Origin of the sequence: Sphingomonas sp. (assembly GCF_045810705.1) — a bacterium.
Lineage (GTDB): Bacteria > Pseudomonadota > Alphaproteobacteria > Sphingomonadales > Sphingomonadaceae > Sphingomicrobium.
Genome location: NZ_JBJMVI010000003.1, coordinates 91,822 through 105,628 on the forward strand (window position 1 = coordinate 91,822; position 13,807 = coordinate 105,628).

Annotated in this window: 12 protein-coding genes; 6 read left to right on the forward strand and 6 right to left on the reverse strand. The window is 62.9% G+C overall.

The window, feature by feature from the left end; translation table 11 throughout:
• Window positions 1-24: 24 nt before the first annotated feature.
• A complete protein-coding gene (locus tag ACJ8FR_RS01855; RefSeq protein WP_407826904.1) occupies window positions 25-339 on the reverse strand; it encodes a PepSY domain-containing protein in 315 nt (104 codons plus the stop codon).
• A gap of 447 nt (window positions 340-786) precedes the next feature.
• On the reverse strand, window positions 787-972 hold the full coding sequence (locus ACJ8FR_RS01860; protein ID WP_407826905.1) for a hypothetical protein: 186 nt from the start codon (window positions 970-972) through the stop codon (window positions 787-789).
• A gap of 399 nt (window positions 973-1,371) precedes the next feature.
• Between ACJ8FR_RS01860 and ACJ8FR_RS01865 the strand changes: the two genes are divergently transcribed.
• Both ACJ8FR_RS01865 and ACJ8FR_RS01870 read left to right on the forward strand, forming a co-directional pair.
• Window positions 1,372-1,866: a hypothetical protein gene (locus tag ACJ8FR_RS01865; RefSeq protein ID WP_407826906.1), complete on the forward strand. Its 495-nt coding sequence runs from the start codon at window positions 1,372-1,374 to the stop codon at window positions 1,864-1,866.
• Window positions 1,867-3,885, forward strand: coding sequence for a P-loop NTPase fold protein (locus ACJ8FR_RS01870; protein WP_407826907.1), 2,019 nt, complete (start codon window positions 1,867-1,869; stop codon window positions 3,883-3,885).
• Between the two features lie 168 nt (window positions 3,886-4,053).
• On the opposite strand, the gene uvrA is transcribed toward ACJ8FR_RS01870, so the two are convergent.
• On the reverse strand, window positions 4,054-7,032 hold the full coding sequence (uvrA, locus tag ACJ8FR_RS01875; RefSeq protein WP_407826908.1) for an excinuclease ABC subunit UvrA: 2,979 nt from the start codon (window positions 7,030-7,032) through the stop codon (window positions 4,054-4,056).
• A gap of 238 nt (window positions 7,033-7,270) precedes the next feature.
• Between uvrA and ACJ8FR_RS01880 the strand changes: the two genes are divergently transcribed.
• Both ACJ8FR_RS01880 and ACJ8FR_RS01885 read left to right on the forward strand, forming a co-directional pair.
• Window positions 7,271-9,337: a M13 family metallopeptidase gene (locus tag ACJ8FR_RS01880; protein WP_407826909.1), complete on the forward strand. Its 2,067-nt coding sequence runs from the start codon at window positions 7,271-7,273 to the stop codon at window positions 9,335-9,337.
• Between the two features lie 129 nt (window positions 9,338-9,466).
• Window positions 9,467-9,868 carry a nuclear transport factor 2 family protein gene (locus ACJ8FR_RS01885; RefSeq protein ID WP_407826910.1) on the forward strand — a complete coding sequence of 134 codons (402 nt, stop codon included), beginning with the start codon at window positions 9,467-9,469 and terminating at the stop codon, window positions 9,866-9,868.
• A 34-nt stretch (window positions 9,869-9,902) separates the two neighbouring features.
• On the opposite strand, the gene thpR is transcribed toward ACJ8FR_RS01885, so the two are convergent.
• Both thpR and ACJ8FR_RS01895 read right to left on the reverse strand, forming a co-directional pair.
• Window positions 9,903-10,436, reverse strand: a complete 534-nt coding sequence (gene thpR, locus ACJ8FR_RS01890; RefSeq protein WP_407826911.1) for an RNA 2',3'-cyclic phosphodiesterase — start codon at window positions 10,434-10,436, stop codon at window positions 9,903-9,905.
• Window positions 10,437-10,479: 43 nt separating this feature from the next.
• Window positions 10,480-11,043, reverse strand: a complete 564-nt coding sequence (locus tag ACJ8FR_RS01895) for a hypothetical protein (protein WP_407826912.1) — start codon at window positions 11,041-11,043, stop codon at window positions 10,480-10,482.
• Window positions 11,044-11,237: 194 nt separating this feature from the next.
• On the opposite strand from ACJ8FR_RS01895, the gene ppk2 reads away from it, so the two are divergent.
• Window positions 11,238-12,062 (forward strand): polyphosphate kinase 2, encoded by an 825-nt coding sequence (gene ppk2, locus ACJ8FR_RS01900; RefSeq protein WP_407826951.1) that lies wholly within the window; start codon window positions 11,238-11,240, stop codon window positions 12,060-12,062.
• Window positions 12,063-12,104: 42 nt separating this feature from the next.
• A complete protein-coding gene (locus ACJ8FR_RS01905) occupies window positions 12,105-12,770 on the forward strand; it encodes a DUF4956 domain-containing protein (RefSeq protein WP_407826913.1) in 666 nt (221 codons plus the stop codon).
• Here the strand turns inward: ACJ8FR_RS01905 and ACJ8FR_RS01910 are convergent.
• Entirely contained in the window at window positions 12,763-13,794 is a 1,032-nt protein-coding gene (locus ACJ8FR_RS01910; protein ID WP_407826914.1) for a hypothetical protein, read from the reverse strand. The two genes, ACJ8FR_RS01905 and ACJ8FR_RS01910, sit on opposite strands and share 8 nt — an antisense overlap.
• Window positions 13,795-13,807 lie beyond the last annotated feature (13 nt).

Consider the following 13,807-nt stretch of genomic DNA (forward strand, 5'->3'; position numbering starts at 1 on the left):
TGCTGCCTTCCTGTCGCAGGCAATTTAGTCGGGGTTGGCGCCTTCGCTTTTGTTCTCGAGCACCTTGCCGGTTCTCGCGTCGACGCCCACTTCGAACGTCTTGCCCGCGCTCTTGATGTCGAACGAATAGCGCAGGCCGGTCCCGCCGCTTTCCTTCTCGAGCTCCTGATCGGTGATCCGGCCGGGGCGCGAAGCGGTCGCGGTCGCGCGCGCCTGGGCGAGCGAGACCTTGGCCAACGGCAACAGCTCGGACCCGGCGAAACGACCGCCGCCAGTCGCGGCCATCGCACCGGTCGCGCCGAGCGACGCGGCGGCCGTGAAACACAGCAATTTACGCATCATATTCTCCACGAGGATATTCTCCACAGAAGGCAAAAATGCCTCGTCCGATCAAATAGTTGTTCGAAGTTTGCACGGAGATGAACCTCGACGGCGCGCTGCGTCCGGGGCGGCCGGCTCCTGCGCCCAATCTTCACCAATGTTCACGGTCGTGAAGCATCTTGCGCCGCTCCGAAACGCAGCAAACGCAGCGATCCCACACGCGTGGGCACGGGCGCGTGCGTGCGCATGGGCGCGCGAGGAAGCCGAGACGACGGGTGGCGCGGGGCGGCGAAGGAGCGGCGTGCTTCGACATGGCTCAGGACAGGCATCCGCGAGCTTAAGCCACAAAAGGGGTGCTGTAGGACAGGACTTTTCAGACGCGTCGGCGCCTGAATAGGCAAGCGCCTGCACGGTATGCCTATCGTTTACCGTTACGCCGGCGGGAGCTCGGTCATCCGCGGGACCTTAGATCTTTGCATCTGAGGCGGGGGCGAAAGTGATCAAGGCTGGGTCGTGCGCGCCACCGCGGCCGTACTCGCTCTGCTCGCGGTGGCGCATCGCCTCCGCCATGCTGGTCACCTTGCCGGGGGCAAGCTCGCCGAGCCGCTCGAGGTCATGAATCTCCGCCAGTCTCTTGTAAGCTTTCGCCATCTCGCTGTGGCTCCGCCGAGCCGCACGGCATGATGCATTGAGCGCCGCTTCACATTCGTCCCGCGCCCGCGCGCGGAAATACTCCACCGACTCGCGTTCCATGGCTGTACCCCCGTGGCGAGGAGGCGCCTGAAGACCTCGAATGACAAGCCGTTAAGGGTGGTGCGGGGCACTGGTGCGCCGATGTGAAGCACCAGCGGAGTTCATCGCGCAGGCATTTGCCTGCAGGGATTGCGTATCGTTTACCAGCTTCGCGCGCAAATCATCCCGGGATGATTGAGCACGAGGCTCACGGCGGCAGGATGGCGACCCGTGCGACCATTTTTGCACAATTTCGCATATTGGCGCAGCGTTCGTCGGCGCTCGTGCTCGGGGAGCGAGTCGCAGGGGAAGTAATCCATGTTCTCGGGTATTGCGTTGGTTGCGGTTGCCGCAGCCCAAGTGGCTGCGCAGCAGCCATTAAATCTCACATGCGGTGGCGGTGGCACAGCCAACAAGGCCACCGCGGTCAGCGGATATAGCAACACACAGGCATTTGGGACCGTCGGGACGACGCCTGTTTCTGGTAGCGCCCAGACCACGACGACCGTCTATGGAACGCGCCAGCAAGGCTTCGCGGATCAGGTGGATATTCGTCTATTCAGCGGTGACGATCGTATCCGTCTGCCCCGCACGCTTTTGCCGCCATTGCATGGCGGCTCGGACGGTTGGTTCAAGCTGAAGAACGTAAAGGCGGACGAGCGCTCAATTCACGCCAGCGCAGCGGTCAACTTTATGAACAATCCAAAGGTCTACATCGACCGCGTGACGGGGACGATTTCGATCTCTGGGCGAGCCGGCGATTACTCGGGGCAGTGCCAGGCAACACCAGCCGACGCGCCGGCGAAGTTTTAGATGGCCGCTCCCCGTTTCAGTCGAGACCTTGAGAACACCCTACACGCCGCCCTGAAGGCGGCTGAACAGAGGCACCATCAGTATGCCACGCTCGAACACTTACTGATCGCGTTGATCGATGACCCAGCCGCAGCGAAAGTTATGGTTGCATGCGGTGTTAATCGTGACGAGCTGCGAAATGATGTCAGTGCTTACTTGGAAAATGATTTAAAAGCACTAGACATTCGGACTACCAAAAATAAGAAACGCAAGACTAAGGATGATAATGCAGTCCTAGCTGCTTTTGACGAGAGTGGGCCGGTCCCGACGTCCACTTTTCAACGGGTAGTACAGCGAGCGATTTTGCACGTTCAATCATCAGGACGGGATGAGATCAATGGCGCAAATGTCCTCGTAGCCCTTTTCAGTGAACGCGAAAGCTACGCAGTCTACTTTCTTCAAAAGCAGGATATCAGTCGCCTTGATGCGGTGACATATGTCTCGCATGGCGTCGGGAAATACGAAGGCGAAATTCCCGGTGAACCTGAAGGTGCAAGACCGGTCGAAATAGCAGAGCGCGTTAATCGCGTATTCCGCGACGATCTAAAGGTGATTCCAGATATAATCCCGCAAAAACCGGTTCTAAGTACGCCGAGAATTGCCCAAAAGATGACCGAACTTGCTATCGACCTAATCGAGCAGTCGTCCCTAAGTTCGGCATCCCCTGAGGAGCTTTCAAGGTCACTCATCACGATTGGAATTTATGGTCCTTGGGGATCTGGGAAATCAACGCTGCTTCGTTCCTTAGGGAAAGAAATGGCTATCAACGGATTTGCGACCGTCCATATAAACACGTGGAAGTGGGACGGCCAAGAAGATATTTTCACGTTCATGAATAGAGAGCTGCTTCGAAGTCTGTCCAAGGTACCGAGCGTGAAGTGGCGAGCTATTGTAATTAAAGTCTTACTTAAGATTAGATACAACCTTAAGCGGCTGAGTGCCTGGGTCAGCTTGATCGTTGGCTTTGTAGTCACCGTACTCTTCGTCGACTGGAAAGCCTTCTCTGCTGAGCAGTTCGCGAAGGGGACGCTTGCCGGCATTCTTGCGGCAGGCTTGGTGACGGTATTGGCTAAACCTGCCGCTTCACTGCTTGAGAAGCTCATGTTGGGAGAGCCCCATAACATTGATGCCCGACAATCTCTGTCCAAGTCCTACCGATATCTCGACTTTGTGCGTAGATTTACTAGATCAAAGCGACGGGGTCCTATCGTATTCCTGTTCGATGACCTGGACAGATGTGACAACAAAGTTGTTGTCGATTTCATTCGATCGATACACAGTCTGACATGCGACGGTAGCTTATGCGTGATCGCATGCGATGAGGAGTTCGCTGCGGCCGCCATTTACGCCCAATATAAACAGGTTGCGGAGTACATCGACGAAGGCAAGGAGTTCGGCCGTAGGTTCCTCGAAAAGATTATACAGGTACCATTTCGCCTTCCGGAAGTATTCAAGGAGGATCTGAGGGAGATCGGAATCATGCCGATCTCGGGCATATCTACGCCATTGGCGTCAGGAGATTATGTTACCGACTCCGCCGAGGTGGGTACGTCTGATGTAACTCCCGACCTAGGAGACAAGCCGGATCAGCCTTCGGTAAGCGAGGCCCGTCTTTGGGAGATCTGCGGTACGATCCTAGCTCTGGTCGTAGAACCAGCGGGATTGGAGCTTCGGCAGGCGAAAATGCTTTCAAATGTCGTGAAGCTCTATTCGATGATATTTCCGCCGATTGACGAGATTTCAGCCGAGCGTCTGGTAACATTCCTTATAGTCAATTACGTGGATCGTGACTGGATCACATCTCGCTACTTTGATGCTCCAAAAAAACCATCGCTACTGGACCCTGTAGAAGCAGACCTTCGTATGCGTCTCGGTGATGATCCTGCTGCGCTCGCACGCCTTTTCCGCATGTTGGGTTTTCGACGCAGCGCTGCCGATCTTTTGGCACGGAAGGAAGAGCCTAGCGGACAGGCGGAGTAATCTACTTCGCCCCAATCAAATGCGGCTCGTCCACCGCCACCTTCCGCGTCCGCTTCACCCGCTTCGGCGCCACGTCGACGACGACCGGTTTCACGCTCGCGCCCCCGGATCAAGTCCGGGGCTCGCCTTCGGCTCGGCTAATTGCTTCGCAAGCATCGGCCGTGCCCGTCATTTAGCGGCCATAAGATCGGGCTCTTCCAGCTCAACTTTCCGCGATCGCTTGGGACGTTTCGGTGTGGTCTCAACAATGACGGGCTTGATGGATGCTCTTTCGAGCATGGGTTTTAAATACATCCCCGTCGCCGACAGCGGCGCCTCGGCGATCCGCTCGGGCGGGCCTTCGGCGATGATCTCGCCGCCGTTGACCCCGCCGCCCGGCCCCAAATCGATCACCCAGTCCGCCGTCTTGATGACGTCGAGGTTGTGCTCGATCACCACGACCGCGTTGCCGGTGTCGACCAGGCGGTGGAGGACTTCGAGCAATTTGCGGACATCCTCGAAATGGAGGCCGGTGGTCGGCTCGTCGAGGATGTAGAGCGTGTTGCCGGTCGCGCGGCGGGACAGCTCCTTGGAGAGCTTGACGCGCTGCGCCTCGCCGCCGCTCAGGGTCGTCGCCGACTGGCCGACCTTGATGTAGCCGAGGCCGACCTCCTGCAGCATGCGCATCTTGTCGCGGATGCCGGGGACCGCCTTGAACAGCTCGGCCGCCTCCTCGACGTTCATGTCGAGCACGTCGGCGATCGAGCGGCCCTTGAACTTCACCTCGAGCGTCTCGCGGTTGTAGCGCGCGCCGTGGCACACGTCGCAGGTGACATAGACGTCGGGCAGGAAGTGCATCTCGATCTTGATCAGGCCGTCACCCTGGCACGCCTCGCACCGCCCGCCCTTGACGTTGAAGCTGAAGCGGCCGGGCTTGTAGCCGCGCGCCTTGGCCTCGGGCAGGCCGGCGAACCAGTCGCGGATCATGGTGAAGGCGCCGGTGTAGGTCGCGGGGTTGCTCCGGGGCGTGCGGCCGATCGGCGACTGGTCGATGTCGATCACCTTGTCGAGATTTTCGAGCCCGGTGATCTTGCTGCACGGGCCGCACGGGATGCGCGCGCCGTTGAGGACGCGGGCGGCGCCCGAATAGAGCGTGTCGATGGTCAGGCTCGACTTGCCGCTGCCGCTGACCCCGGTGACGCAGGTGAAGGTGCTCAAGGGGAAGGCGGCGGTGACGTCGCGCAAATTGTTGGCGGTGGCGCCGTGGACGGTGACGAACTTGCCGCTGCCCTTGCGGCGGGTGGCGCGGAGCGGGATCTCGCGGCGGCCGGTCAGATAATCGGCGGTGAGGCTGTCGGTGCAGGCCAAGAGGTCGTCGAGCGTGCCCTGGCAGACGATCTCGCCGCCGTGGACGCCGGCGCCGGGGCCCATGTCGATCACATGGTCGGCGGCGCGGATCGCCTCCTCGTCATGCTCGACCACGAGGACGGTGTTGCCGAGCGACTTGAGGCGCTGGAGGGTGCCGAGCAGGCGGTCGTTGTCCTTCTGGTGGAGGCCGATCGAGGGCTCGTCGAGGACGTAGAGGACGCCGGAGAGGCCGGAGCCGATCTGCGACGCGAGGCGGATGCGCTGGCTTTCGCCGCCGGAGAGGGTGCCGCTGGTGCGGTCGAGGTGGAGATAGTCGAGCCCGACATTGTGGAGGAATCCCAAGCGCTCGTTGATCTCTTTCAGGATCGCCTTGGCGATTTCGTTCTGGGTCGCGGTGAGCTTCTCGTGGAGCGCGGCGAACCAGGCGAAAGCGTCGGCGACGCTGCGGCGGGAGGACATCGAGATGTCCTCGCCGGCGATCTTGACGCTGAGCGCTTCGGGCTTGAGGCGGGCGCCGTGGCACACTTCGCACGGGCGTGACGACTGGTAGCGCGACAGCTCCTCGCGCATCCACGCGGACTCGGTCTGGAGCATGCGGCGGTTCAAATTGCCGATGACGCCCTCGAACGGCTTCTTGACCTCGTAGCTGCGCTTGCCGTCGATGAAGCGCAGGGTCACGGGGCGGCCGCCGGTGCCGAACAGGATGACGCGCTGCGCCTCCTCGGGCAGGTCCTTCCACGGCACGTCGAGCTCGAAATCGTAGGCGCGGGCGAGCGAGCTCAGCACCTGCATGTAATAGGGGCTGGGCGGGTTGGATTTGGCCCAGGGGACGACCGCGCCCTTGCGGATCGACAAAGCGTGGTTGGGGACGACGAGGTCCTCGTCGAACACCAGTTTCTCGCCGAGGCCGTCGCAGGCCGGGCAGGCGCCCTGGGGCGCGTTGAACGAGAACAGCCGCGGCTCGATCTCGGCGATGGTGAAGCCCGAGACCGGGCAGGCGAATTTTTCGGAGAAGACGATGCGGCCAGGCGGGGCGTAGTCGAGCTTCATGCCGCTTTCGGATTCGGCAGCACCTTCGACCGGGTCTGCCGGGTCGAGGAAGGCGAGGCCGTCGGCGAGCTTGAGCGCGGTCTCGAAGCTGTCGGCGAGGCGCGGCTCGATCCCTTCGCGGACGACGATGCGGTCGACCACGACCTCGATGTCGTGCTTGTACTTCTTGTCGAGCGCGGGGGCTTCCTCGATCGGGTAGAAGACGCCGTCGATGCGGACGCGGGTGAAGCCGGCCTTCTGCCACTCGGCCAGCTCGCGCCGGTACTCGCCCTTGCGGCCGCGGACGACCGGAGCGAGCAGGTAGTGGCGGCTGCCGTCGGGGAGCGCCATCACGCGGTCGACCATCTGGCTGACCTGTTGCGCCTCGATCGGCAGCCCGGTCGCGGGCGAATAAGGCACGCCGACGCGCGCCCACAGCAGGCGCATGTAGTCGTAGATCTCGGTCACCGTGGCGACGGTCGAGCGCGGGTTGCGGCTGGTCGTCTTCTGCTCGATCGAGATGGCCGGCGAGAGGCCGTCGATATGCTCGACGTCGGGCTTCTGCATCATCTCGAGGAATTGCCGCGCGTAGGCGGAGAGGGACTCGACGTAGCGGCGCTGGCCCTCGGCGTAGATGGTGTCGAAGGCGAGGCTCGACTTGCCGCTGCCCGAGAGGCCGGTGATGACCGTCAGGCTCTCGCGCGGGATGTCCACGTCGATGCCCTTGAGGTTGTGCTCGCGCGCGCCGCGGACGGAAATGTGGGTCAGCATACTGGTGCTTCGTTCCGCTTCTGTTCTAGTCTAGCGCGAGGGGGCGCGGCCGGTCAACGCCGCTTGCGGAAATATGGGTGCGCAGAAGCGAATTGCCAGATTAGCGCGCCGCGAGGGCTGCCGTCACATCTGGATCACCTTCGTCGATGGAGTCGTGACGCTTGTCGATGGACGGTGGATGGGTTAGCGGTTCGCTGCCCATAGCGGCACTATCTCATTGCATTGGCGGGGAAAAATCATGCAGGTTTCGGGCTTTAACACATTCACGCGTGCGCGCGCCGCGGCGCTGCTGCTCGCGGCATCGACGGCTTGCTGGACGATTCCGGCGGGAGCTCAGACCTCGGCCGCAACCGCGACGACCGTAGTGACTCCGGCGCATGCTAAGCTCGGCACTTGGGGGGTCGACCTTTCGGCGCGCGACATGTCGGTGAAGCCGGGCGAGGACTTTCAGAAGTACGCATCGGGCACGTGGCTCGCCAAGACCGCGATCCCAGCGGACAAGCCGGAGGTCGGCTCGTTCTACGAGGTATTCGACCTCAGCCAGGACCAGCTCAAAGCGCTAGTCACCAGCGCTCCGGCGTCGAACAAATATGGAGCGCTCTACCAGAGCATGATGGAGGAAAACCGCGTCGAGCAGGTTGGCATCGCGCCGCTCAAGGCCGATCTTGCCAAGGTCGCGGCGATCAAGACCAAGGCCGCCTTCGCGCGGCACATGGGCACTACCCAGGGCGCGTTCGGAAGCTCGACCTTCGCGTTCGACGTCGAGCCCGATACCGCCGACGCGTCGATGGATGCGCTCTATGTGTACCAAGCCGGTCTCGGCATGCCGAACCGCGATTACTACCTCAAGCCGGCCTTCAAGCCGCAGCGCGATGCGTATCGCGCTTATGTCGAGCGTACTTTCAAGGCGATCGGTCAGCCGAACCCGGCGGCCGCGACAGGCCGCGTGCTGGCGTTCGAGACGGCGATCGCGAAGGTCAGCTGGGCGAGCGCCGACCGGCGGGACATCGACAAGACCAACAACCCGATGAGCAGCGCCACGCTTGCGAAATATGCGCCCGGCGTCGATTGGTCCGCTTTCTTCGCCGGCGCGAATGTTCCCGCGCAGAAGCGCATGATCGTCAACGAGAAAAGCGCGATCCGCGACATTGCGGCGCTCTACGCCAAGACGCCGCTTTCGACGCTGAAGGAGTGGGAGGCATTCCACACCGCCGACCAGGCTTCGCCCTATCTCAACAAGGCGATGGTCGACAGCCGCTTCGATTACGTGAAGACGATCAGCGGTGTGACCGAGCAGCGGCCGCGGTGGAAGCGCGCCGTGAGCCTCGTCGACGGTTCGCTCGGCGAGCTTGTCGGCCAGGATTATGTCAGCCGTTACTTCCCGCCTTCGTCCAAGGCGAAGATGGTCGAGCTGGTCGCCAACCTGAAGACGGCGATGGCGGCGCGCATCCAGGGCAACAGCTGGATGAGCGATGCGACCAAGAAAGCCGCGGTCGACAAGCTCGCCAGGATGGCGGTGATGGTCGGCTACCCTGACAAGTTCCGCGACTATAGCGCGCTCGAAATCCGGCCCGACGATCTTTACGGCAACGTCCAGCGCGCCAGCCGCTTCAACTACGCCTACGACATGGAAGACCTCGGCAAGCCCGTGAACCACAAGAAGTGGGGCATGAACCCGCAGACGGTGAACGCCTACAATGGCGGCGGCGAGAACAAGATCGTTTTCCCGGCCGGAATCCTCCAGCCGCCCTTCTTCGACCCCAACGCAGACGACGCGGTCAATTACGGCGGCATCGGCGCCGTGATCGGGCATGAGATGAGCCACGGCTTCGACGATCAGGGCCGCAAATACGATGCCAGCGGCACCGTGCGCGATTGGTGGACCCCCGAGGACGGGAAAAGATTCGACGCCGAGACGAAGGTCTTCGGCGACCAATATGCAAAGTTCGAAGCGGTCCCCGGCGCGTTCGTGAACCCGAAGCTTACGATGGGCGAGAATATCGCCGATTTTGCCGGCATCCAGGTTGCGCTCGATGCCTATCACCGTTCGCTGAACGGCAAGCCCGCGCCGGTGATCGACGGACTGACGGGCGAGCAACGCTTCTTCCTGGCGTTCGCCCAGGTGTGGCGCGAGAAGCAGCGCGAGGATGCGCTGCGCAGCCAGGTCACGACCGATCCGCACAGCCCGGGCCGGTTCCGGGTGCTCGGGCCGCTGCGCAACGTGCAAGCCTGGTACGACGCGTTCGGGATCACGCCCGACAATTCGATGTACATCCCGCCGGAGAAGCGCGCGCACATCTGGTAAGCTGCCGGCGATGAGCCGGCGGCGCGAACCGTCACAGGTCTGTACCTCCAGCACACGGAAGTGCCCCCTTGCGGCGCGCATTTCCGCGCCGATCTTCAGTGTCTGAAGAGCGGACAATTGGAGCAGTAGATGGCCCGGATTTCGACCTTGCTGTTGCGAAACCTCGACGACGTATTCGGCGAAACTGACCCCGTGCGCCGTCGCTCGGCGATCGATGAGATATTCCACGAAGACGCAGTGTTCTACGATCCCAAAGGCGGGATTTATCGCGGCCGCGACGAAATTGATCGAATCGCCGGCGTGATCAAGGCGACCCATCCCGACTTCAAGTATCAGCCGCTCGGTGAACCCGAGGAAGTCGGCGATGGCGGCAGGGTCCGGTGGGTGTCGGGCGCGCCCGGCAAAGCGCCGGAATATGCCGGAAGCGATTTCATCATTGCTCGCGGGGGGAAGATCGCCGCCGTCTATCTCTTTTTCGACCAGCTCCCCGGACAGCCATTGTATTCGCTTTCGTCCAGCGGCGAGCGCTGATGGTCGCTATGGGTCGAAGGCGAGCAATCAAGACTCAGGCGAGCGCATAGCTCGCCACCTCCTCGTAATGCGCGCCGTGCCGTGACAGGCGGCTTTCGAACAGGGTGAATTCGTGCACTTCGAACGGATCGGACGCCAGGCCCCGCGTGCGCTCGAGGAAGCTCGCGAGCTCGCGCGCACGGCGGCCTTTCCAGCGCGCGAGCGTGATGTGCGGGTGGAAGGCGCGGCGTTCGGGCTCGAGGCCGGCGGCGACGCACGTACGCTCGACCTTGGCGGCGAGCGCGGCCAGCGGCGGCTTGGGGTCGACGCCGGCCCACAATGCGCCGGAATTGCGCTGCTCGAAGCGGCCGACGCCGCTGACGCGCATTTGAAAAGATTCGGCGCGGATCCGGCCGAGCGCATCTGCCAAGTCCTCGGCGAACGGCCGCTCGACCTCGCCGACGAAGCGCAAGGTCAGGTGCAGCTGCTCGTCGTCCTGCCAGCGGAAGTCGGCGCTGTCGTCCATCGCGTCGATCAGCAGGTCGCGGATGTGCTCGGGCGGGCGGATGGCGACGAACAGCCGATGCATGGCGGCCGGTTAGCGCATTGCCCGGCGCCGGACGAGCGACCGCTTACGTGGAAATGGCTGCCAGTGCGGCGAGCCTTTGCGCCGCAACGTCGATCAGCTGGATTTGGGCGAGGTGTCGCTCGCAGGTCGGCATGTCCTGTGCGAGATCCTCGGCCACTCGCCGGAGCGTCTGTTCGAGTTCGAGAAGCTCGTTCCGGACGTCGCTGGCTCGCTTGGGCGTCAACGAGCCGGCTGCAGCCATTCCCCGCGGGGAAGTGCCGCTCTTGTGCGAGTAGACGAGTTCATCGATCTGTTGCTGCTGGGTCCGGACGCCGCGCGGCAGCCAGTCCGCCAGGGAAATGGCAGAGTCGAAACGGACGCCTGCGCGATTGCCGCTGTGCCACGCGACAATCCCCGATGCGGTCAAGTGGCCGCGGCTCACTCGCACCGGCGAACCCGCAGCCGGCAAGACGGCCGCCTCGATCAACGCGCCGTAGGGAGACATGTTGCGGACCCGCACTGGCCCGAACGCCTCGGCGGAGGCGATCGTTGCGACGACGAAGATATTGCTCCGCGAGTCGGTGCCGGCGCGCCGTTCCTGTTCCGGTTCCATTGCCTGAATTGCCACCGCGCCTTCCATTACGGTTGCGTAGGCGGGCGACTGCTAAAGCCCCAATAAGCTTCACACCGTAACGGATGTTTCTGTGAGCGCGGCAAACCCGCGATCCATTCGGCCACGCTCACCGCCGTCGTTTACTGTGCGTTCACGGGTGGTTCCAATCGGCCCCTGCCCATGCCACAACAGCGCTTCGGCAGGGGGCGCTGGTGAGCGGCAAGAGCAGGCTCAGCGAAGAGGAATATGACGAGCTCCTGAAGCCGATGGCGAAGGAGCTCGGCGCGATGGCGCGCTGGGTATCGGAGACGAACCAGCGCATGGTCGTCCTGTTCGAAGGGCGCGACACGGCCGGCAAGGGCGGATCGATCGACATGTTCGCGCGGCTCCTGAACCCGCGCCAATGCCGCGTGGTCGCGCTGCCGAGCCCGAACGAGCGCGAACGGTCGCAATGGTATTTCCAGCGCTACATCGAGCATCTGCCCGCGGCCGGCGAAATCATCCTGTTCGACCGCAGCTGGTACAATCGCGCCGGCGTCGAGAAGGTGATGGATTTCTGTACGCCCGACCAGACGCAGGACTTCCTCAACGCCGCGCCCGAGTTCGAGCGCCACCTGGTCGACGACGGCATCTTGTTGTTCAAATATTGGCTGTGCTGCGACCAGGCGGTGCAGGAGGAAAGGTTCGAGAACCGGCTCAACAATCCGATGAAACGGTGGAAGCTGTCGCCGATCGATATCAAGGCGCGCGAGCATTACGACGACTACACCGAGGCGCGCGAAATGATGCTGGCGGCAACGCATACCGAGTTCGCGCCCTGGACGCTGGTCGATTTCAACGATCAGCCGCTCGGCCGGTTGACGCTGCTGCGCGATCTGCTCGACCGCGTACCCGACACCGAGCTGCCGCTGGCGGAGATCATCTGGCCGCCGCTCGGGCACAAGCCGTTGAAGGAGCGATTCGGCGTGCTCGAGCCGATCGCGAATTATCGGATCGGAGAGCATGATCACGGGCACAAGCACGGGCACGGCTGACGAAATCAGGGAATGCGCCGCGCCTTCGAAGGGGGACAGGGGATGCCTGCACGCAAGCTGCTAGTTCAGATCACCATCTATTATCTGGTCATCGGCATGGCCGTGTTCGTCGCGCTCAAGCTATGGCCCGGGGTGCGTGGCTATTTGCCGGTCGGCGGGGTCGAGCAGCTGATCAGCCAGCCGGCCAAGAACCCGCTGCAGGCCAGCGAAGCGGTGCGCGCGGCGCATGTCGCCAATCTCGGGCAGAGCATCTTCTGGCTGGTCGCCGCGATCATCTCCGCGATCATGGTCTCGCTGCCGGTCAGCTGGGTCTACATGGCGGTGCGCGCCGGCGACGATTACGATCAGTCGCTGGTCAACACGATCATCGTGTTGCCGATGATCGTCACCGGAATCGTGATCATCGTGCAGAACAGCCTGGCGCTGGCATTCTCGCTCGCAGGGATCGCCGGCGCGGTACGGTTCCGAAACTCGCTCAAGAGCTCGGGCGACGCTCTGTTCATCCTGCTGTCGGTCGGCATCGGGCTCGCCGGCGGGATCGGCGCGATCGAGCTTGCGGCGGTGATCAGCATCGCCTTCAATTACTGCTTCGCGCTGCTGTGGATCACCGAATATGGCGAGCGGGCGGGGATGAAGCGGTTCCTCGCCGACTATGACGGCATCCAGGAGCGCACGACGGTCGTCGTGGTCGAAGAAAAGTCTAGTTGACGCAGCGGTTGAGCACCCGCGCACCGGTCGATTGATCGGTCGCGATGTCAGCGAAGAACGGGTCGAGGAACGCGATCGCGCGCTGCTGCGTCCGCGCGTCGAGCCCCGGTGTCGAGGTGATCGCGGCGATCAGCTGAGGCCGCGCATCGCGAAACTGACGCGCCGCGGCGAGCGCCTCCGCATTATGCATGCAATAGCCGCGATACGCGCGCTGCCTGACGCTGGACAATTGGAGCTCGTCCGGCGGCGTTGCGTAGGGCGCCCCCACCAGGCCCGAGAAGTCGAAATCATAAGGCAACGGCACCGCCATCCCCGGCGCCGTGACGCCGATCAGTTTCGCGTTGTGGCAGCAATCCTCGCCCGCCGGGCCGGCACGCATCGACCAGTCGTGATTGGCGATCATATGCTGGAACAGGGCGTAGCGCGCCGCGTCGGCCGGGCTGAGGTCCGTGGCCGGGATTCGGCTCGGCGCGTGCGCTTCCCTCATGCCGTTGCGCCTGGCGACGTCCCTCAGATCCTCGATGAAATAACCGATGCGCGACGTGATCGGGCGGCCGCTTGGGTCCGTGTAATCGATGTTGGCCAGCCGCACGCGGAAGCTGCGCGGGCTCAGCACGTTGGCCATGCGGTAGATCGCATATTCGAGCAGCACATATTGCTGGAAGCCCGCCGTGCTACGGCAATGGGTAACGAGCTTGAGCTTGCCCTGGTGGACGAACAGCGAGGTCGCTGGCGGCGGCGATGTGAAATCGACGCGCAGCGGCGGAAATTCGCACACGTCGGCGCTGCGACGCGTGATGCCGCGAAGCTGCAGACTCACAGGCAGGACCTGTCCCGCCGGGTCGGTCAGCGTCCCACTAACGGCGCCCTTGCCCTCGCGGTTGCGGCCAAGCTGCGTCACCGGCGCCCGGATCGTGATGTGGATCGGGTCGCCGGCGGCGAACAGAGGCTCCGGCGCCTGGGCTGCAACGGGCGCCGCCGCGCCAAGCAAGGCGCAAGCAAGCGCCGACATCCATGTCCTCATGGCCCCCTCCTTC

Coding starts and splice junctions, on each gene's coding strand:
- ACJ8FR_RS01855 (WP_407826904.1), bottom strand. CDS start 339: ATGCGTAAATTGCTGTGTTTCACGGCCGCCGCGTCGCTCGGCGCGACC.
- ACJ8FR_RS01860 (WP_407826905.1), bottom strand. CDS start 972: ATGGCGAAAGCTTACAAGAGACTGGCGGAGATTCATGACCTCGAGCGG.
- ACJ8FR_RS01865 (WP_407826906.1), top strand. CDS start 1,372: ATGTTCTCGGGTATTGCGTTGGTTGCGGTTGCCGCAGCCCAAGTGGCT.
- ACJ8FR_RS01870 (WP_407826907.1), top strand. CDS start 1,867: ATGGCCGCTCCCCGTTTCAGTCGAGACCTTGAGAACACCCTACACGCC.
- uvrA (WP_407826908.1), bottom strand. CDS start 7,032: ATGCTGACCCACATTTCCGTCCGCGGCGCGCGCGAGCACAACCTCAAG.
- ACJ8FR_RS01880 (WP_407826909.1), top strand. CDS start 7,271: ATGCAGGTTTCGGGCTTTAACACATTCACGCGTGCGCGCGCCGCGGCG.
- ACJ8FR_RS01885 (WP_407826910.1), top strand. CDS start 9,467: ATGGCCCGGATTTCGACCTTGCTGTTGCGAAACCTCGACGACGTATTC.
- thpR (WP_407826911.1), bottom strand. CDS start 10,436: ATGCATCGGCTGTTCGTCGCCATCCGCCCGCCCGAGCACATCCGCGAC.
- ACJ8FR_RS01905 (WP_407826913.1), top strand. CDS start 12,105: ATGCCTGCACGCAAGCTGCTAGTTCAGATCACCATCTATTATCTGGTC.
- ACJ8FR_RS01910 (WP_407826914.1), bottom strand. CDS start 13,794: ATGAGGACATGGATGTCGGCGCTTGCTTGCGCCTTGCTTGGCGCGGCG.